Origin of the sequence: Fluviispira multicolorata (assembly GCF_009208585.1) — a bacterium.
In the GTDB taxonomy this organism is placed as follows: Bacteria; Bdellovibrionota_B; Oligoflexia; order Silvanigrellales; family Silvanigrellaceae; genus Silvanigrella; species Silvanigrella multicolorata.
Window position 1 is genome coordinate 641804 of the sequence record NZ_WFLN01000005.1, and the last position, 19585, is coordinate 661388.

The 19585-nt window shown below is 33.8% G+C and carries 13 protein-coding genes and 1 CRISPR repeat array; all 13 genes read left to right on the plus strand.

The features are described 5' to 3' along the window. Window positions 1-299: 299 nt before the first annotated feature. A complete protein-coding gene (cas3, locus tag GCL57_RS06315; protein WP_152212498.1) occupies window positions 300-3284 on the plus strand; it encodes a CRISPR-associated helicase Cas3' in 2985 nt (994 codons plus the stop codon). 131 nt (window positions 3285-3415) lie between these two features. Beyond that, on the plus strand, window positions 3416-4915 hold the full coding sequence (locus tag GCL57_RS06320) for a type I-E CRISPR-associated protein Cse1/CasA (RefSeq protein WP_152212499.1): 1500 nt from the start codon (window positions 3416-3418) through the stop codon (window positions 4913-4915). Next, window positions 4893-5531, plus strand: coding sequence for a type I-E CRISPR-associated protein Cse2/CasB (gene casB / locus GCL57_RS06325; RefSeq protein WP_152212500.1), 639 nt, complete (start codon window positions 4893-4895; stop codon window positions 5529-5531). The genes GCL57_RS06320 and casB overlap by 23 nt, the downstream gene beginning before the upstream one ends. Window positions 5532-5534: 3 nt before the next feature. After that, the gene (gene cas7e / locus GCL57_RS06330; protein ID WP_152212501.1) at window positions 5535-6719 is read left to right on the plus strand and encodes a type I-E CRISPR-associated protein Cas7/Cse4/CasC; all 1185 of its coding nucleotides are present in this window, start codon (window positions 5535-5537) and stop codon (window positions 6717-6719) included. A gap of 3 nt (window positions 6720-6722) precedes the next feature. Next, window positions 6723-7430, plus strand: a complete 708-nt coding sequence (cas5e, locus tag GCL57_RS06335) for a type I-E CRISPR-associated protein Cas5/CasD (RefSeq protein WP_152212502.1) — start codon at window positions 6723-6725, stop codon at window positions 7428-7430. After that, on the plus strand, window positions 7414-8097 hold the full coding sequence (gene cas6e / locus GCL57_RS06340) for a type I-E CRISPR-associated protein Cas6/Cse3/CasE (protein WP_161597630.1): 684 nt from the start codon (window positions 7414-7416) through the stop codon (window positions 8095-8097). Before cas5e ends, cas6e begins: the two co-directional genes overlap by 17 nt. Window position 8098: 1 nt before the next feature. Next, the gene (gene cas1e, locus GCL57_RS06345) at window positions 8099-9025 is read left to right on the plus strand and encodes a type I-E CRISPR-associated endonuclease Cas1e (RefSeq protein ID WP_152212504.1); all 927 of its coding nucleotides are present in this window, start codon (window positions 8099-8101) and stop codon (window positions 9023-9025) included. Then, a complete protein-coding gene (gene cas2e, locus GCL57_RS06350) occupies window positions 9006-9284 on the plus strand; it encodes a type I-E CRISPR-associated endoribonuclease Cas2e (protein WP_152212505.1) in 279 nt (92 codons plus the stop codon). Before cas1e ends, cas2e begins: the two co-directional genes overlap by 20 nt. 95 nt (window positions 9285-9379) lie before the next feature. Then, window positions 9380-15091: a CRISPR direct-repeat array (repeat unit 29 nt; unit sequence AGTTTCCCTACGCCCGTAGGGATGATCCG). Window positions 15092-15824: 733 nt separating this feature from the next. Beyond that, entirely contained in the window at window positions 15825-16178 is a 354-nt protein-coding gene (locus tag GCL57_RS06355; RefSeq protein WP_152212506.1) for a hypothetical protein, read from the plus strand. Window positions 16179-16222: 44 nt separating this feature from the next. Next, the gene (locus GCL57_RS06360; RefSeq protein WP_152212507.1) at window positions 16223-16807 is read left to right on the plus strand and encodes a Hint domain-containing protein; all 585 of its coding nucleotides are present in this window, start codon (window positions 16223-16225) and stop codon (window positions 16805-16807) included. A 30-nt stretch (window positions 16808-16837) separates the two neighbouring features. Beyond that, window positions 16838-17578: a hypothetical protein gene (locus GCL57_RS06365; protein WP_152212508.1), complete on the plus strand. Its 741-nt coding sequence runs from the start codon at window positions 16838-16840 to the stop codon at window positions 17576-17578. 12 nt (window positions 17579-17590) lie between these two features. After that, complete coding sequence (locus GCL57_RS06370; RefSeq protein WP_152212509.1) at window positions 17591-18985, plus strand: hypothetical protein; 1395 nt, start codon at window positions 17591-17593, stop codon at window positions 18983-18985. Window positions 18986-18994: 9 nt separating this feature from the next. After that, on the plus strand, window positions 18995-19570 hold the full coding sequence (locus tag GCL57_RS06375; protein WP_152212510.1) for a hypothetical protein: 576 nt from the start codon (window positions 18995-18997) through the stop codon (window positions 19568-19570). Window positions 19571-19585 lie beyond the last annotated feature (15 nt).

Here is a 19585-nt window from a genome sequence, read left to right on the forward strand (position 1 = left end):
ATAAGTTACTGTATCTTAATTAGAGTAGATTTATTTAATAGCAATATTTATTTACATATTTAAAATAAACTTAAAAAATTGAGTAGATTAGAATAACAAAAAATTGAATTCATAAATAATATTATATGGCTCTATATCATTTACCAATTTGATTATTAAATTTTTTAAAAAAATTTGTCAATAAAAAAAATTTGATTTAATGTAATATTTTAAAAATACTGATTTACTTATAAAATTATTGTATAAATTAAAAAAATACTTATTTTATACCTTCAAACATCTAAAAAAGTGAGGTCGTCATGTCTTTAACAAATTCTGATGAAATTAATAGAGAAATCTTTTTAGGTTGGGCAAAAATAAAAAGAGAGAAAAATGACAAAGAAAAAAAAGGGAAAATTTTAAATGAATTTCATTCCGTTATTTATCATCTTTTAGATGCAGGGGCTTGTGCATATGAGATCTTAAACCGCGAACCTCGAATGATTGAAAGTATATGTGGTTCTTTTCTTAAAATATATTCGCAAAATACATGTCAAAAAATTCTTTCTTTTTTTGTAGCAATCCATGATTTAGGGAAGCTTTCTCCTGTATTTCAATCCCTAATTGGAATAAAAAATAAAGATCATATTTCTTTACAACAGTGGAAAGGGAAAACTCAATTTTGGCAACAAATTGAACGAGGCTTTCATATTGAAAAAAGAATTTGCCATGGCTATATAAGCTCTTATACACTTTTAGATTATTTTTTTTCAATAAACCCGCTGTTGAACTATAAATCTTATCCTATTCGTTTTGCAATTGCAGCAGGTCACCATCATGATAAATTAAATGGAATACCTACAGAAAAGTTCGAGAAGTGGAATAATTTTAGCTTCTATGAATTTACTCAGAGAAGTTTTGGAGACGATGAGTGGCAAAGCTTAAGAATGAGTGTCATGGAAAATGTTTGGAATATTATTGTTGGTGAAGAATTAAAGCTTGAGAGTTTTATATTAGAAAATATTTCAGATAGCGATGAAATTAAATACCAAAATGATTTACAATTTGCAGGTTTTGCTTGTGCTGCAGATTGGATTGCATCAAACGAAGATTATTTTAATTATTGTTCAACTCCTTGTGATTATAATGGACTCATTGAGTATTTCCATTGTAAGCGAAGGCAAGCAAGTGCAGTTCTTTCGGGTAATATTTTTTGGGGAAATCAAAATTCGAAATATTTCACATTTTCTGATTTTAAAGACATATTTCATTTTTCACCCCGATCTTTTCAAGAAGATGTTTTAAAATTTGTTGAAAAAGCAAAGAACCCTTCTCTTGTTATATTAGAAGCCCCAATGGGAATGGGAAAAACCGAAGCAGCCCTTTCTTTTTTAATGTCCCCTTTTTCAAAGCAAAGTAGAGGTTTATATTTTGCTTTACCCACTCAAGCAACGAGCAATCAAATGTATGGACGTATTAATTCTATTCTAAATTATTTTTTTGGAGAAAAAAATATAACAGTCCAAAATCAGTTGATGCATGCAAATAAAAAATGGAACGATGTTTATTTAGATACTTTATTGAGCTTGAATAATGATGAAATTCAAAAATCAAATTTAAATAATTCTTGTGAAGAAGTGTATGAAAGTGATTACGATGATGATTATTTTAAAGAAGATCTTTCTGGTATTGTGACAAGTTCTTGGCATGCCTCTTCTCGTACTGGTTTATTAGCAGAATTTGCTGTGGGTACTATTGATCAAGTGCTTAGAAGTATTTTAAAAAAAGAAAAGCATTATTTTGTAAAGCATTTTGCCCTCGCAGGCAAGACGATTATTTTAGATGAAATTCATGCTTATGATGCCTATATGGACAAACTTATTTGCAATCTTTTAGAATGGCTTTCTTTACATAATTGCCAAGTTATTTTATTGTCCGCAACTCTGCCAAAGAGCAAACGTGAAAAATTCTTAAATGCTTATTCAGGTTTAAAAACATCAACATTAAATTTTGGTTTTCCTAGAATTACGATGGTTTCAAAAAACTGTGTAGACTCATTTCAAGAGAAAGTTTCAAGTCCAAATGATTTAAAATCTAAGAAAACACCTGTAAAGCTAATAAAAATTAATAATTTTTTAGATATTGTAGAGCAAGTTTTAAATAATTTAAGCAAGTCCTCAGATGGTTCTTATTTTGGTGTGGTGGGGATTGTTTGTAATACTGTAAAAACAGCTCAAGAAGTCTATTTAGCATTTGAAGAAAAAGGCATTAAAAATGAAAATATACTTCTTTTTCATGCACGCTTCAGCATGGCTTTACGTCTTGAAAAAGAAGAATTTATTAAAACACGATTGGGTAAAGATGAGTTTAAAAAATTTATAAAAGGTGAAGAAAGTTTAAGACCACTTTTTAAAATTATTATTTCTACTCAGGTCATTGAACAAAGTTTAGATATAGATTTTGATTATATGTATTCTTTTTTATGTCCAATTGATTTGCTTTTGCAAAGAATGGGACGTCATTATAGGAGATGTCGTTGGGATCTTGAAATGGGAAATGACTTTAAACCAAGTTCATTTGGTGTTTTTTATGAGAATTGTGCTGAAGATCATTTACCTCAATTTAAGCTTTGTCAAGGTAGCAAAAAAGTTTATTTTGAATATATTTTATTAAAAACTTTCATTGTTATTAAGGAGTTTTTAAAAGATAATAATTTAATAGATGATATTTTTGATTTAGAGAATTTAATATATAAAGTGTATAGTGAAGAATCTAATTCTATTGAGTGTGAGAGATTGACTAAAGAAAAAAGAAAATTAGAAACAGATTCACTGGATAAAATATCAGGTGCAGCTAAAGTATTATTAAATCTGCCAAGAAATTATAATAAAAAAACAAACTGGTTTCCCGATTTAACTAAAGAAAGGCAATTTGATTTTGATATAAAATCTCAAACTCGTTTATTTGATTCTTCTAATCAACTTATTTTTCTTGTGAAAAGCGAAAATAATATATGTTATATTGATGAAAAAAATAATTTATTTAAAATTAAAAATATTTTAGATTCAGATAGAAATAATCTCAAAAGAATTATTCAAACACAAATTACAATTCCTGGTTATGTCTATAACAATATTGCAAAAGGGGATCTTTTAGAGTTTTTTAATGTGGTTAAAAATTCAGATAATTTAAGATATTATGAAGGTATTTTCTTAAATTGGAATGGAGTTTATGCATTCAAAAAAACAGAAAAAAAGGAATTAAGATACTGTGCTCATCTTGGTTTTAGATTTGTAAATTTGTAATATTTTTTGAAAAATAAAATATTAAAATATTAAATTTATGATAAAAATATTTGCGTACTTAAAAAAAAATGCTAGCTTAATGAGGCTTATGCTTTTTTATTTTATTGATTTCAAAAATTGGAATATAATATATGCATACAGAAATTAAAAGTAATATATTTACAGAAGTGGCATGGATTCCCGTAATAGATTTATCTGGGAATAAAAAAACCGTTCATTTGAGAGATTTTTTAATAAATTGTGAAAATTATGTAGACTATAATTTAGACAGCATTCCTAATAGAATTTCTCTTCAGCATTTTATGAATTTCACTGCAATCTCCTATGCACGGAAATTTAAAAAAATTGATGACGATCCCAAAGTATTTTTTAAAAACTTAGTGCCTTATTTAGATCAATACGAAAAACATTTTCAATTGGCAGGTCCCGATCATTTTTTCTTACAACAGCCAGATCATAAAAAACTCGGTGAAAAAGATTTTAATTCTATTGCGACTCTTTTACTTGAAATGGAAAGTGGAAACAATGGCAGTCATTTTACCAAAAATAGTGATTTATATCCAAAAAATTTAAATGTGAGCGAAGTTCTTTTTGCCTTACTGCAAGGTCATTTATTTGGTTTTGGTGGTTTGGGTGGCGGTCTGAAAGGCGAAAAGAACAATTATGTTGACTCAATTGCCACAAGACCTCTGTCTGTTTTTTTTGTTATGTCTAACTTACAAAAAACAATTTATAGCAATGCGGCTTATTATTTTGAATGTACCGAAAGCTATAGAAGCAATATGGAAGGAGAAGAAAATAAATTTTCTATTCCACCTATTTGGGAGTGTTCTGATCACGGTCTTTCGCAGATAGAAAAATATAAAAACTTTTTAGACTCACACTCAACCTGTGAAAAATTTGGTTTTGAACGTATTTTTCAACTCGAATGGGATTATTCGGGAGCACAGCCCACAGTTATGCGTATTAAGCGTGCTCAAGGAATTTTCAAAAGTGAAAACATAGACACACTTTATCCATTTTTAATTTATGCAGAAAATAAAAAGAAACAAGAAATTTATAATTTAAAGGCAGATCAAAATAAAGCAGTTTGGCGTGATCTACACAATATTTTGCATTGGTTCACTTTAAATAAATCTTCGCCTGATTGTATTGAAGAAAAAATAAAACTAGAAGTTCTGGGAATTTATTCTGATCAAGCTAAGGCCTTTGGCAGTATGCGTTCGCATTTTGAGTTTTCAAAAAAACTACTTGAAACAGAAAAGAAGCAAGACTTAGAAAGCTATATTGAAAAAATACATAATATTGAATTTGGCCTTAAATCGTCATTCAAAGAAGCATTTTCCGAAGTGTTTTCAAAAGATGATTTTTTTAATTTATTAAATCACTCTGAAGCTCTTAACGTTTACTGGAATAGAATGGGCTCTTATTTTTTACATAATCTAATTTTTAAAATTTCTGAAAATTATAATGAAGAATATTTAAAAAAAGAGTTTAATAGCGAAGTTTATAAAGCGTGTGATAAAGCAAAGGAAAAATTTATTCAATCAATAAGCGATGGAGTTTTAAAGTATAAATTATTAGGTTTACTATATAAGGGTCATAAAAATGAGCATAAAATCACACAGTAATTCAGATGAGTTATCAAATTATTTTTATGGAATTTCAAAAGCAATTGATGATTTACTCATAGAAAGAGAAGAAGATAGATCAGCACTTTCAAAAGAACTTATTGCAAAAATAAAATCGGCTCGTAATCGTGTAGATCGTTTCCATTTAATTTATTTTGCGCTGGTTCGCAAAAATATTGCACTCGATTTAAATCAAAAAAATATTCAATTCAATGAAAATATTTTGCAAGATACCTTAATGATTTTATGTCCTATTCAAGCTTCACTTGGTTATTCAAAAGCCGAAAAAAAAGAAAATTTTCCCGTAGCCCTTGGAAAAATGCTCGAAACCCCAAATAGTGAAAATTATAATTCAATTGAAAGGAGGTTTCTTAATTTACTTCACACACCTCGAGAACATTTATCTATTGGATTGCATTCTCTCATTTCGATTATGAATAGTAATTTTGATATGTATAAAATAAATTGGTGCGAATTATATTTAGATATTTATTATTGGGATAAAAATAAATATGAGTATAAAAATAAATATGAGAGAATCCAATACAAATGGGCTGTCGAGTTTTATAATAGTTTAAATTTACCATCTAAAAATGATAAGAAAAAAAAGGAGTAAATAATGTTTTTTGAAATTTCTGTTTTGCAATCTTTTAGCACAGTCAATTTGAATCGTGATGATAATAATATGTTAAAAACAATTAATTTTGGCGGATACAATAGGCAACGTGTTTCTTCCCAATGTTGGAAAAGAGCTATTCGCAATCATCAAGATTTTTATAATGAATTTAAAGAAGATTTTGGCATAAGAACTCGAATTATTTTAAGTGAAATTTGTAAAATAACTGAAGTCTCTCTAGAAAATGAAAAGATTTCAAAAAATATTGTTGAATTTCTTGAAAAAATTGGTTTTGGAAAATCAGAAGCGGTAAAGAAAAAATCAAAAGCAAAAGAAAATCAGACTTTTGAACTTCTCGAAGAAAATACTTCACAGGAGTCGCATCGATTGATGACCCTCTTTTTTACCAGTCGCACTGAAATTGCAATGGCTGCAAATATTTTAAAAAAACATGATTTTGATGCTGGGAAGGCTGCAACTGAGTTCATTAAAGAGCGTAAAACATCAACTTTAGCGCCTGACATTGCTTTATTTGGAAGAATGGCTGCTTCCGATGCTAAATTAAGTGTTGACTCGGCAGTTCAATTTGCCCACGCTATTTCTGTCAATGAAATTTTAATTGAAGATGATTTCTTTACAGGTTTAGATGATTTAATAAAGTCTGATGATAAAAATGACTCTGGTGCAGCAATGCTTGGTAATATTCAGTTTGCCAGCCCTTGTTTTTACAGGTATGCCTGTGTTTCATACGAAACATTATTAAAAAATTTAGGGGGTGATAAAGAACTGGCTCTCAAAACAATGAATGCATTTTTTAAATCATTTGTGCATGCCGTACCGAGTGGAAAAGCAACATCAACAGCTCCTCATTCTGTTCCTGATTTTATTTTATTGAGCGCAACCCACAGACAACCTTTTTCGTTAGTGAATTCATTTCTTAAGCCTGTGAGAAAAGATACAAATCCTAAGTTGTCCTTAATGGAAAACTCTAGTATTTATTTAATTGATTATTTGCGAAGAAATAATAAATTATATAACTGGAGCGATGAAAGAAAATCAATATGTTTTCATTCATTAGATGAAGAAATGGAGATTAAAGATAAGTTGAAAGATATGAATATTAATGTAACTACAAATAATTTTGCAAAAAATTGTGAATTTTTTATTAAAGAAACGGCTTGGAGTTAAAAAATGAGTTTATGGAGCTTATGTATTAATTTGCAAGGCCCTATGCAATCATGGGGTATTGATTCAAAGCTTTCTTTGCGTAGCACATCTACCATGCCAAGTCGCTCTGGTATCATTGGTCTTTTAGCAAGCTCAATGGGTATTGAAAGAGAGGATGAAGAATCTCTTGCACAATTAAATAAATTACGCATTAATACTATTTCCTTAAAGAATATAGATTATGTTGAAAAAGATTATCAGACTATTGAAGGTGTTCTTGATGTAAGTGGAAAAATTAAAACAGATATGGATTTATCGACTCGATATTATATTACAAATTCCTTTTATATAGCAGTTATAGAAGGTGAAAAAGATGCTTTAGAAAAAATTATGCATGCTTTGAAATATCCTAAATGGCTTGTTTTTTTAGGAAGAAAATCTTGTCCATCTGCAAGTCCATTTTTAATCGGAGAGTCCTTAAAGGAAGGATCATTCGAAGAACTTTTTTCTGAAAAAGGGACATATCGATGCTTTAAAGAATTGTCTTCGCAGATGCAAGTAAATAATTATATTGTGCGCTCTGATTTTGATTTTCCAATTTCATTTAATACGCGGAAATTTGAAAAGAGAACTTACGTAGAAGATTGGGTTGATATTTCTAAAATTAAAGATGCGATTAATCCTATTTTTGAATATTATAAGGATGTGTCAAAATATGATAAATTTTATTAATATTAAATTTGAACAATCTATTCCAAATTTTCACTTTTTGGGTGATGCAAATTTGCCTTATAAAATTCATCAATTGGTTGAATGTGCTCAAAAAGATGAAAACTCTCATGCAAGAATATTATGGAGAATGGATTCTTTAAATAGAAGTATTCCCAATATTTTAGTTCAAGTAAATAGTGAGATAAATAAAGAAAGATTGTTAAGTAAAATAAAAAATTTAAATCTCACTGCAAATATAGAATATAAAATGCTTGAGCCTAATTTTGAGAATGGGCAAACATTTATGTTTAAACTTCGTGCCAATCCAACTAAAGCTATGCCTGTTTTAGGCAGTAAAACAAGTAAGAGAATACCCTTAGGTGTAGTAAAAGATAAAAGTATACCTTGTGAAGAAAAAAATAAAATCATTTATACAGAACTGAAAAAATGGCTTGATTCAAAAGCAAAAAATCATGGTTTTTCTATTATAAATTGTGATTTCTTTAAAGAGGACTGCCATGAATTGGAGAGCATCTTACAAGGAAAATTTTCTTCATATTTTAATTCAGTGTTATTTATGGGGACATTGAAAGTAACAGATGCCGTTTTATTTAAGCATGCGATTCAAAATGGAATTGGTTCAGCCAAGAGTTTTGGTTTTGGCATGCTTTCTATAAAAAGAATTTAAAATGAAAGATTTAAGAATTCTACCAAAAATTCGTGATAGCTTTAGTTACTTGTACATTGAGCAGGGCATAATTGAGCAAGATGATAAGAGTATTGCTGTTTTTGACAACACCGGAAAAGTGCAAATTCCTGTGGCTTCTCTTACTTTATTAATGCTTGGTCCGGGTACTAAAATTACGCACGCTGCTATTAAAACAACTTGTGATGCAGGATGTTTAATTGCATGGACGGGTGAAGAAAGCGTTCGCTTTTATGCTGTTGGAAAAGGCGAAACAAATTCTTCCGAAAGTATAATTAAACAAGCTCTTTTATTTGCTGATAATAAGTCACGTGTCGAAATTGCTAAGAAAATGTATAATAAAAGATTTTCTGATATTTTGCCCGATGACATTACTATCGAGCAATTAAGAGGAAAAGAAGGAGTCCGTGTTCGAGCAATTTATAAATTAAATTCTGAAAAATACAATGTCCCTTGGCATGGTCGAAAATACGATCGAAAAAACTGGGAAAAAGGAAGTGATGTAGACAGGGCTGTGAGCGTGGCAAACTCTTGTTTATATGGAGTTTGTCATTCAGCTATAGTTGCACTTGGATATTCACCTGCTTTGGGTTTTATTCATACGGGAAAACAGCTTGCATTTGTTTATGACATTGCGGACTTTTACAAAGCAGAACTTACTATTCCCATTGCATTTGAAATGATTTCTAAAAAAACAAAAGATTATGAAAGAAATATACGACTTCATTTACGAGATGAATTTAAAAATCAGCGCATTCTCAGTCGAATTGTTGAAGATATTCAAGAACTCATGGATCATGATAGCTCACAGCATTCACCATTCGATTCCGATCCTGCAAAACCTGGTTTTTTATTAGGCGAAGAATCAATTTCTCAGGGTGGCAAAAATCATGGTGGTGATCATTCTTGAGTGTGTTCCTGTAAGTTTACGAGGTGAATTGAGTAAGTGGTTGATTGAGCCTAAAGCTGGAGTTTTTGTTGGAAAAATATCAGCTTTGGTAAGAGAAAATATCTGGAACAAATGCCAAGAAGAAGCTAAAGGAGGGAGTGGGGTATTGCTTTATTCAATGAATAACGAACAAGGCTATTCACTCGTGTCCTTTGGCGATGCAAGAAGGCAAATTGTTGATTTTGAGGGACTTTCTTTAATTCGATTCAATGAAAAGTAGGTTATCTATGCTATTTGATAAAAGAATAGTCGTAAATTTATATTTTATAAGACATAAAATATAAAATATTTTGATAACTCTAATCTTATCATAATAGTTTCCCTACGCCCGTAGGGATGATCCGATATTTATATTAACTGCGACAGTATAGCTAGAAGTTTCCCTACGCCCGTAGGGATGATCCGATATTTTTATGCGAAATTTTACGCAAAAATCCAGTTTCCCTACGCCCGTAGGGATGATCCGCTGAATTAAGGCATAGTTTCTAATTCCAAGTTAGTTTCCCTACGCCCGTAGGGATGATCCAACAACAGGAAAACCAAAAGGCTTGTTACATACAAGTTTCCCTACGCCCGTAGGGATGATCCCATTTTATCCCCTTATATTTCCATTTTTTTGTTAGTTTCCCTACGCCCGTAGGGATGATCCGATTGCGAGGTTGATTTCATGGAAAATAAACGAAGTTTCCCTACGCCCGTAGGGATGATCCGGAAACACGAGTGGACGCACTGAACAATCTGAGAGTTTCCCTACGCCCGTAGGGATGATCCGGTTGCAAGAATAACTGAACATATAGCCATAATAGTTTCCCTACGCCCGTAGGGATGATCCGCGAGCTTTATTTGCATTAATTTTGCGCATCTAAGTTTCCCTACGCCCGTAGGGATGATCCGATCTAAAAGCCAGTCGGGCGGAGGACGTCCTTAGTTTCCCTACGCCCGTAGGGATGATCCGAGTCAGCTGTTTTATGATTTCGTCCAAATCAAAGTTTCCCTACGCCCGTAGGGATGATCCGGCGATTTGGCTTGACGTAGATGAGATGTTAGAAGTTTCCCTACGCCCGTAGGGATGATCCGATCTTTCTAAAAATAGAGATTTAACAGTTTTAAGTTTCCCTACGCCCGTAGGGATGATCCGTTTATCAATTACTTTCTAAATATGAAAATTGTAGTTTCCCTACGCCCGTAGGGATGATCCGCGAAATGAAGGTATACAACTCAGCACAATGAAAGTTTCCCTACGCCCGTAGGGATGATCCGGAAGTATATTTCCCAAATAATATTTTAACATTAGTTTCCCTACGCCCGTAGGGATGATCCGTTGTTAAAGAGTATATTTCTCATAAATAGTGTAGTTTCCCTACGCCCGTAGGGATGATCCGAAACTGCATACTGATACCCAATATCTCAGTTGAGTTTCCCTACGCCCGTAGGGATGATCCGTTTTATTAATTGATTTTGATCATCAATTAAACAGTTTCCCTACGCCCGTAGGGATGATCCGAAGTGCCAATTAATGCACCGATTGTTTCTTTTAGTTTCCCTACGCCCGTAGGGATGATCCGATTACTATATGATAAATAATGATATTGATTTTAGTTTCCCTACGCCCGTAGGGATGATCCGGTCATGACTCCCCACGAACCCATATATGAAGGAGTTTCCCTACGCCCGTAGGGATGATCCGGTGATGAGTAATCCCGAGAAATATATTGGCAGAGTTTCCCTACGCCCGTAGGGATGATCCGGATGTGTGGGAATCGACTTAGGATTCCACACAAGTTTCCCTACGCCCGTAGGGATGATCCGAGATCGCAGATATAAAACCATGAAATATCATTAGTTTCCCTACGCCCGTAGGGATGATCCGCTCCAGCGTGGTTTGTAGCATTGCTTGAGCTTAGTTTCCCTACGCCCGTAGGGATGATCCGATCCTTCTGTTTTAAAATTTGTCTCAAGATCCAGTTTCCCTACGCCCGTAGGGATGATCCGCATGTTTAAATCTGTCAAAGTTATTTTTCCTCAGTTTCCCTACGCCCGTAGGGATGATCCGGGGTTATTTCTCACATTTCATCGGGATATGAGAGTTTCCCTACGCCCGTAGGGATGATCCGCTGCCGAGTTTGAAGCGGATATTGTTTGGAATAGTTTCCCTACGCCCGTAGGGATGATCCGATGGTATAATTGAGGAAACAAATGGAGGTTATAAGTTTCCCTACGCCCGTAGGGATGATCCGTCTGGGGATTGATTGCGAAAGCAAAATGCGGCAGTTTCCCTACGCCCGTAGGGATGATCCGTTTTATTCAAAATATTCGAGATTTAAACTCGCAGTTTCCCTACGCCCGTAGGGATGATCCGTTAGGAAAGTCTGACGTAGTCAATGCACGTGTAGTTTCCCTACGCCCGTAGGGATGATCCGAGTTGAAAATCACAAAATCCGAAAAAAAAGAAAGTTTCCCTACGCCCGTAGGGATGATCCTTTGATGGTGTTGCAACAAATTTAATTGGTGAAAGTTTCCCTACGCCCGTAGGGATGATCCGCCCTTTCGGGTGCAATTACAAGCATGGGGACAAGTTTCCCTACGGGCGTAGGGATGATCCGTATTGAATCTTGTTCATAACCAGACAAATAAAAGTTTCCCTACGGGCGTAGGGATGATCCGTTGTCCTCTTCCTATATCTCCAAAAAAGACACAGTTTCCCTACGGGCGTAGGGATGATCCGAAATTTCTGATAATAAAAATTCATTTTTTTCAAGTTTCCCTACGGGCGTAGGGATGATCCGTTTTTTTGTTGCGCTACTTTTGTAGATGAGGAGTTTCCCTACGGGCGTAGGGATGATCCGGTTGGACCTGAATAAAATGGAGAAACTATCATAGTTTCCCTACGGGCGTAGGGATGATCCGTAATTGAAAATAATTTTTAATACTGAAAATAAAGTTTCCCTACGGGCGTAGGGATGATCCGAAAATTTAGAATTATACTTGAGTAGTATTCAGAGTTTCCCTACGGGCGTAGGGATGATCCTCTATCCATATCTTTAAAAGTAAATCCACCAAGAGTTTCCCTACGGGCGTAGGGATGATCCGATTTAAGTGGAGCCGTGGTAGCTTTCCACTTAAGTTTCCCTACGGGCGTAGGGATGATCCGCTATGATAATTCTTGGGAAGTTTCACACACATAGTTTCCCTACGGGCGTAGGGATGATCCGCTTACTACCGCCCACATAAGGGGCGACCCTGAAAGTTTCCCTACGGGCGTAGGGATGATCCATGATTTAGAACCAGAAATCAAATTTAAATCGAAGTTTCCCTACGGGCGTAGGGATGATCCGTTTCGGCTTTATCAAAATATCCATTTACAGCAAGTTTCCATACGGGCGTAGGGATGATCCTCCCGTCTCCCCCTCTATTTGGTGCACGGTAAGAGTTTCCCTACGGGCGTAGGGATGATCCGCTTTTGCATCTGATACTTCAGCCAAGTACTTCAGTTTCCCTACGGGCGTAGGGATGATCCGTTCACCTGGGTTTTCTTTAAAGAAGAGCCTTCAGTTTCCCTACGCCCGTAGGGATGATCCTCTTTCGAGTCTTCGATTGCTTGGTACAGTGGGAGTTTCCCTACGGGCGTAGGGATGATCCGTATCAAAACATGAATATATAAACTCAAATGAGAGTTTCCCTACGGGCGTAGGGATGATCCGAACTGAGTTCAAACACTTGACTGATGATAATAAGTTTCCCTACGGGCGTAGGGATGATCCGATGCGATTTAATATTTAAAAAAAGCAATGTTGAGTTTCCCTACGGGCGTAGGGATGATCCGTTATCTCATAAAAGACAGAGATACGATTAATAAGTTTCCCTACGGGCGTAGGGATGATCCGAAATGAATTAAAATGCAGTTCCTTCCTAAAAGAGTTTCCCTACGGGCGTAGGGATGATCCGGTATTGCAAGTGCATTGTGGCCAGATAAAAATAGTTTCCCTACGGGCGTAGGGATGATCCGGAATACAAAATGACAACATTAGCGACAAAAAAAGTTTCCCTACGGGCGTAGGGATGATCCCTTTCCTGTCTCAATTTTAAATTGAATATTTTCAGTTTCCCTACGGGCGTAGGGATGATCCGCTAGATTGTAATTCCTTTTTAGAGTTAATAAAAGTTTCCCTACGGGCGTAGGGATGATCCGAGCTAAAATGGATACCTTCAATAATTTAAAAAAGTTTCCCTACGCCCGTAGGGATGATCCGCTTTGGAAATATTTAATATTAAAAGGATTAAAAGTTTCCCTACGCCCGTAGGGATGATCCGCTCAGATCGAGCATTGATCATATGCGTCGTGAAGTTTCCCTACGCCCGTAGGGATGATCCGGCAAAAAATTATTTTGAGACAAAATATTTAAAAGTTTCCCTACGCCCGTAGGGATGTTCCGTTTATTTCAGAACTTCCTTGTTTTTTGTATCAGTTTCCATACGCCCGTAGGGATGATCCGTTAAACCATGCCATTATTTACGAATTAAAAAAAAGTTTCCCTACGCCCGTAGGGATGATCCGGGATTCATCAGAACGAATACCAACAAAACACGAGTTTCCCTACGCCCGTAGGGATGATCCGTTATCATTGATCGAGCTCCTTATTGGTACAGCAGTTTCCCTACGCCCGTAGGGATGATCCGATTGACTATCACAAAGTACATAACTTTTTATCAGTTTCCCTACGCCCGTAGGGATGATCCGATCTGAGTCAGTAATTAAAACTTTTCTAGCATAGTTTCCCTACGCCCGTAGGGATGATCCGAATTTCAATTAGAGATTTAATAGACGAAATATCAGTTTCCCTACGCCCGTAGGGATGATCCGATCTGAGTCAGTAATTAAAACTTTTCTAGCATAATTTCCCTACGCCCGTAGGGATGATCCGAATTTCAATTAGAGATTTAATAGACGAAATATCAGTTTCCCTACGCCCGTAGGGATGATCCGTTTTCTTGAGCAGTATTAAATATATTGAATAAAAGTTTCCCTACGCCCGTAGGGATGATCCGCAAATGCCTTATTGTGGATCCAAGGGGTCAGTAGTTTCCCTACGCCCGTAGGGATGATCCGATTTAAATAATTTCATATTAAATCCTGACGTAAGTTTCCCTACGCCCGTAGGGATGATCCGTATAAGAAATAATAACGAAAAATAGGAATAAAAGTTTCCCTACGCCCGTAGGGATGATCCGGATATTTCAGGGTTTGAAAATACCAGGGAAAGAGTTTCCCTACGCCCGTAGGGATGATCCGTAATGAAAGAAAGAGTTCGTATTGGAAAAATTAGTTTCCCTACGCCCGTAGGGATGATCCGTAATGAAAGAAAGAGTTCGTATTGGAAAAATTAGTTTCCCTACGCCCGTAGGGATGATCCATTTAAATCACTCAAAAGCAAAAATGCAAATTCAGTTTCCCTACGCCCGTAGGGATGATCCGGTGACAGACCATCAAATAAAAATCAGATTACCAGTTTCCCTACGCCCGTAGGGATGATCCGCAATTGATCGACGAAATTTAAAAAAAAGTGGCAGTTTCCCTACGCCCGTAGGGATGATCCGGTACAGAAAATACAAATCATTCTGAAAATCAAAGTTTCCCTACGGGCGTAGGGATGATCCGTTCGGGATTTAGATTTAAGTGGAAAGCTGCCTAGTTTCCCTACGGGCGTAGGGATGATCCGAATTTTTTTATATCGTATAGAATTTTGTCGAAAGTTTCCCTACGGGCGTAGGGATGATCCGTATTTATGAGATATTGAATGAGTGTCTATTACAGTTTCCCTACGCCCGTAGGGATGATCCGGTCTGTGGTTATACTGACACTGGTCTACTGCGGCAGTTTCCCTACGCTCGTAGGGATGATCCGCTTTGACGGACTAATATCAAGTTTTCTTACTAAAGTTTCCCTACGCCCGTAGGGATGATCCGGTCTGTGGTTATACTGACACTGGTCTACTGCGGCAGTTTCCCTACGCCCGTAGGGATGATCCGAGTAGGTGCTAGTTCTGGAAATAAAAAAACAGAGTTTCCCTACGGGCGTAGGGAAAATTTCATTAAACTTTTTTCATCTGTTGGCAACAATCTATTCCCCTTTGTGACAGAGGTCATAATTTAATAGCTTGGTGCCCTTGCGGTAATTACTATTATTCAAATAGTAATTTATCTCATGATAATTTTAATTCCAATAGTCATAATAATAATTAACTTATTTTTATTTCGAACAAAGAATATTTTAATTATGTAAAAAATATTTTTTTATCTGTTACATTAGGCCTATTTTACTTAATTCCTCTTCCAAAATTAAAATATTCCGCAATAAAATAGCATTAAATTAATCAAAGAAATTAAATATTCTTAAAACTTATTTCTGATTATAGAACTCTCAATAATAATCCCTGAATTTTTCTTTTATCCAATCTTTTTTAATAGAGATTTGTAACTTAAAAAAAGAGTTTTTGATTGTACTTTAAAAATTTAATTACTTACAAAAAAATGCTTTTTTACCAAAAAATCGTCAAAATTTTGACATACTATTTTAGTAAAAACTCTCACATTTTTTTTACTAAAAATGCATACAATTTTTTTTTCTTTTTAAATACTGATAACTCGACACTAAAGTTAAATGAATGTCATTTTTTTGGACAAACTGACTGCAACTTGTTCATTCATTTAAAAAAATTAACTATCCACAGAAGTAAAATTCTAAAATTTTCGGAGACTTACTTTGAAGAAAAAGCTATTTCTGCAAAAACTTGCTAAAAGCTTCTTTTTAACGCTCTCCATTTCAATTGCTGTTCAATCTTATGCAGCCCCTCCGGGAAATCGGATAGATGGACCAATTGACCGCAGTTTACGATGCTTAATTGATAGTATGAATGAAGATTTCTGCTATAAGGAAAGAATATTTGCTCTGGAAAAAAAGTGTATTAATCAAGATGAATATGACTCGCTTGTTATATATCGCGCAATTCCTGCTTGTAATAGAAATAATGAATTAATAGCATGGTGCAATTGCGGTAGCGATACAACAAATAATAATTTTGAGAATCACGATTTAAATATTTTCGATATTAAGTAAAAAGTCAATTACTTAATTTAAACCCGCACTAAGGAGAGCTTATTATGCTCAATAAAGTTTTCTCAATGAATTTCTTTAAATCTCTTATATTTTGTTTCTCTCTCTTGCTTACAATACAAACATTTGCAGCACCTCCGGGAAATAGAATTGATAAAGCCAGCGGAAACGGTAGATGCCTTCCAGGCTTTGTGCCGGAGGAAAGCTACTGTAAAAAAGAAAGGGATTATGCACTGCAAATTGGTTGTATAAATCAAGATGAGTTTAATTCCTTAGTTCGATTAAATTCTTTTCCAACTTGCGATAGATTCGATAATTTAGTTTCTGTCTTTAAGACTAACAATAATTTACGTTTAGCAGTAACCTCTGAACATGCAATTTTGCTTGCAGATGGCCGAATGATTGCTGCTAAAAATGTAAAATTGACCGATCAATTAGTTCTTGCAAATGGAAATCCAATAGGAATTAAGTCCATTGAATCTCTTAAAACAAATAAAAATGTCCTCAATGTTCTTACTACTGGCAATTCAAATATTGAGCATACAGTCTTTGCAGAAGGCCTTATAGTTGGAGATTTAGCTTGGCAAAATAATTTACAAAAGCAGTTAAATGCTATTGCGATAAGAAAATAATCCTTATCGCAATCTACATTTAGGACTATTATGAAGAAAATAACTTTAGCTTTTCCCATTTTTGTAATTATCACATTAATATTTATTTTTTACATTTTCTTACCCTCTAATAGTAGACAAAATATAGAGAAAGCATCCTATATTAAAGAAAAAAAAGAAGTAAATATTGATAAACCTATAATTATAAAACACACTCAAGATATACCAAAAAATGAAAATGAAATCTCAGAAGCTGATTTAAAAGAAATTAAAGAATTCGTTATGACTATGAAAGACAACTATTCGAAGCTCAATTTTGACAAAGATTTTCAAGAAGAGATTTCAAAACTCTATGAGAGAAAAAAATTAATATCTTTAATTTTTAAGAATATATTACTCGATAATAGCTTTGCTAAAAAAATTAGCGAGGAAGAGCAGGCTTATGCGCGGGTTTTTTCAATTAAAGCGTTAAAAGAAATCGCACTTTTGGGTGATAAAGAACCGCTCGTTAGCACTATTCAAGAACTGAGCATTCATTTGCAAAATAGAGATATTTTGAATAATGGTGAGAAGGCTGATCTAGAAGATTTACTAAATGAATATCTTGATATAAATGACACAAAAGAAATTACAGAAAATATAGTAGAACATTTAAAAACACTCGGATTCAATAAAAATATTAAAAATAAAGAAATTGTAGGTATTTACGATAATTCTTTCTATTTTTATCTTGTTGGAAAAATTGGCCGAGAAAAAGCAAAAAAATTATTAGAAAAACATATAGATTCATAAAGGAGTTTCTGAGTGAGAGGTTTTAATTTAGCAATCATATTTTTAATAACTTTTATAACTTCATGCAAACCTGCGGAAACTGAATTCAGAGCAACTGAAAATTTTAGTACAATTAACAATTGGAACGATCCGAACCCTGCTCTAACGAGTGAAATCAATACATTTTTGCAAAGTAAAATGAATAATATACCCACCTGTACAGAAGAGAATGTAAAAAATCATCCAAACTGCAGGCTTGAAAAAATTGAAGCAGGAACAGCGGAACCACTGCCAAGTAGTAAAGGTTACCGAGTTATGCTAATAGATAGCCAAGGCATGATGCTAGCTGCATATACTCGCTATCGAAATAGAGTTTTAGAAAATTTATTCGAAGATGAAAAGACTGGAGAATATAATGCAAGACCACCAGCTTTATATATTCCTCAAGCTGCAAAGGAAATTTTATTAGACTCTTTTCAGAATCCAGCCTATGAAAAAATACCTTCTGAGCTTTTAACTCCAAGTTTGGATACATTTATTGAAAAATTTCCATTTTTAAATTCTAGCACAGGACATGGAGTTATTATTTTCAATTATATAGCCAATAATTCACCCAATAGCCAATTTGTTTTAGTGCATGAAAATGATAGTAAATTCAATAGCATTTTATGCGGAAATGATTCAGAAGACAATAAAATAAAAGAAATTAGTAAATTATTTGACAGACAAGCAAATAGTATATTATCTAAAATAAAACAATATGATATTAATTTTATCTCCTATTCTCAAGGCTATAGCGCAAGAACATTGCGACAAATCTTACAAAATAATAGGTGCAGAGAAGTTTCAACTAAATTAATTACAAATATCAATAAAGTATATTTTGAGTATTTTTTAAAACCATTGACCACAAAATCAAAAGCACTTCTAGTACAAGCAAACTCTGGATCAGATTATTTAATAAAATCAAAACATGATAAAGATTTTTATTCTGATTGCCAAGAATTAACCAATAGAGTTCGGGTTGGAACCGCCAATATTCTTGAGCAACCCCTTCCATTTGAAGGAAGTAAAAATATAGAATATCTAAATGAATACGAGAAGAATGCAAAACTCTGTACAGATTTATATATCAATTTTGCTGTTGAAATAAAAAGACCATTTCGCTATAATAAAGGAGTAATTCATTTTTCAAAATATAACATTGGCGCTTATCCAACTTCTGGAACCGCGATTTCACCTTCATTTGCCACCCCAGTTGCAGTTTCTTATCTAATTAATTTAAAAATGCAATTAAAAAATGATTACCCTAATAATGAGCTTTCGAACAACATGCTTTTAAAAAAACTATATGAAAATAATAATTTTATATTCGATCCTAGTTTACATAAGCAATTGCCAATATACGAACTTCAACTCTTAAAATAAGGATTTTTTTTGTCACGTAATTTTATATTATTCTTAGCCATTTTTTCTTATGGCCCGTATGCAAATGCACTTAAAAGTGAAACAAATAATAACTTCACTCGATTTATCTTTGACCCAAGCGATTTTTATTCGAATTATGGAAACATAAATAATATGTACTGGCATTATTCTGACTTTAGACCTATTAAGGGTTGCGCTTTATCAACTGTGCCTATTTTTTTGACTCAAAAAGCTCAACTTAATCCTCAATTAGAAATCAAATCTACAGCTTACACATGGATTGCATCCCCAGCTGATTTGACTAAAATTCAACTCTTCCAACTAAAAGCTTATGCTAATGATAGAGGATATCAAGAAATTCTTTCAGCACCTTTTTACCTTAAAGAGTTAAGAGACATAGAAACTATATCTTATTTTGATAACGGATCTTATATTAAAGCAAAAACAGAAAATGATGAATTTATAGTTTCAAAACTTAATTTTAATAAAAGTTATGCAGATGGAAGGATAAGTTTCTGCATAGAAAATGTATCTGAAAGAACTGAGATTTTTATTAGTTCGTTAGCTGTCGATGTAATTCATTGATGACAAATTTAAAGA

Coding starts and splice junctions, on each gene's coding strand:
- cas3 (WP_152212498.1), top strand. CDS start 300: ATGTCTTTAACAAATTCTGATGAAATTAATAGAGAAATCTTTTTAGGT.
- GCL57_RS06320 (WP_152212499.1), top strand. CDS start 3,416: ATGCATACAGAAATTAAAAGTAATATATTTACAGAAGTGGCATGGATT.
- casB (WP_152212500.1), top strand. CDS start 4,893: ATGAGCATAAAATCACACAGTAATTCAGATGAGTTATCAAATTATTTT.
- cas7e (WP_152212501.1), top strand. CDS start 5,535: ATGTTTTTTGAAATTTCTGTTTTGCAATCTTTTAGCACAGTCAATTTG.
- cas5e (WP_152212502.1), top strand. CDS start 6,723: ATGAGTTTATGGAGCTTATGTATTAATTTGCAAGGCCCTATGCAATCA.
- cas6e (WP_161597630.1), top strand. CDS start 7,414: ATGATAAATTTTATTAATATTAAATTTGAACAATCTATTCCAAATTTT.
- cas1e (WP_152212504.1), top strand. CDS start 8,099: ATGAAAGATTTAAGAATTCTACCAAAAATTCGTGATAGCTTTAGTTAC.
- cas2e (WP_152212505.1), top strand. CDS start 9,006: ATGGTGGTGATCATTCTTGAGTGTGTTCCTGTAAGTTTACGAGGTGAA.
- GCL57_RS06360 (WP_152212507.1), top strand. CDS start 16,223: ATGCTCAATAAAGTTTTCTCAATGAATTTCTTTAAATCTCTTATATTT.
- GCL57_RS06365 (WP_152212508.1), top strand. CDS start 16,838: ATGAAGAAAATAACTTTAGCTTTTCCCATTTTTGTAATTATCACATTA.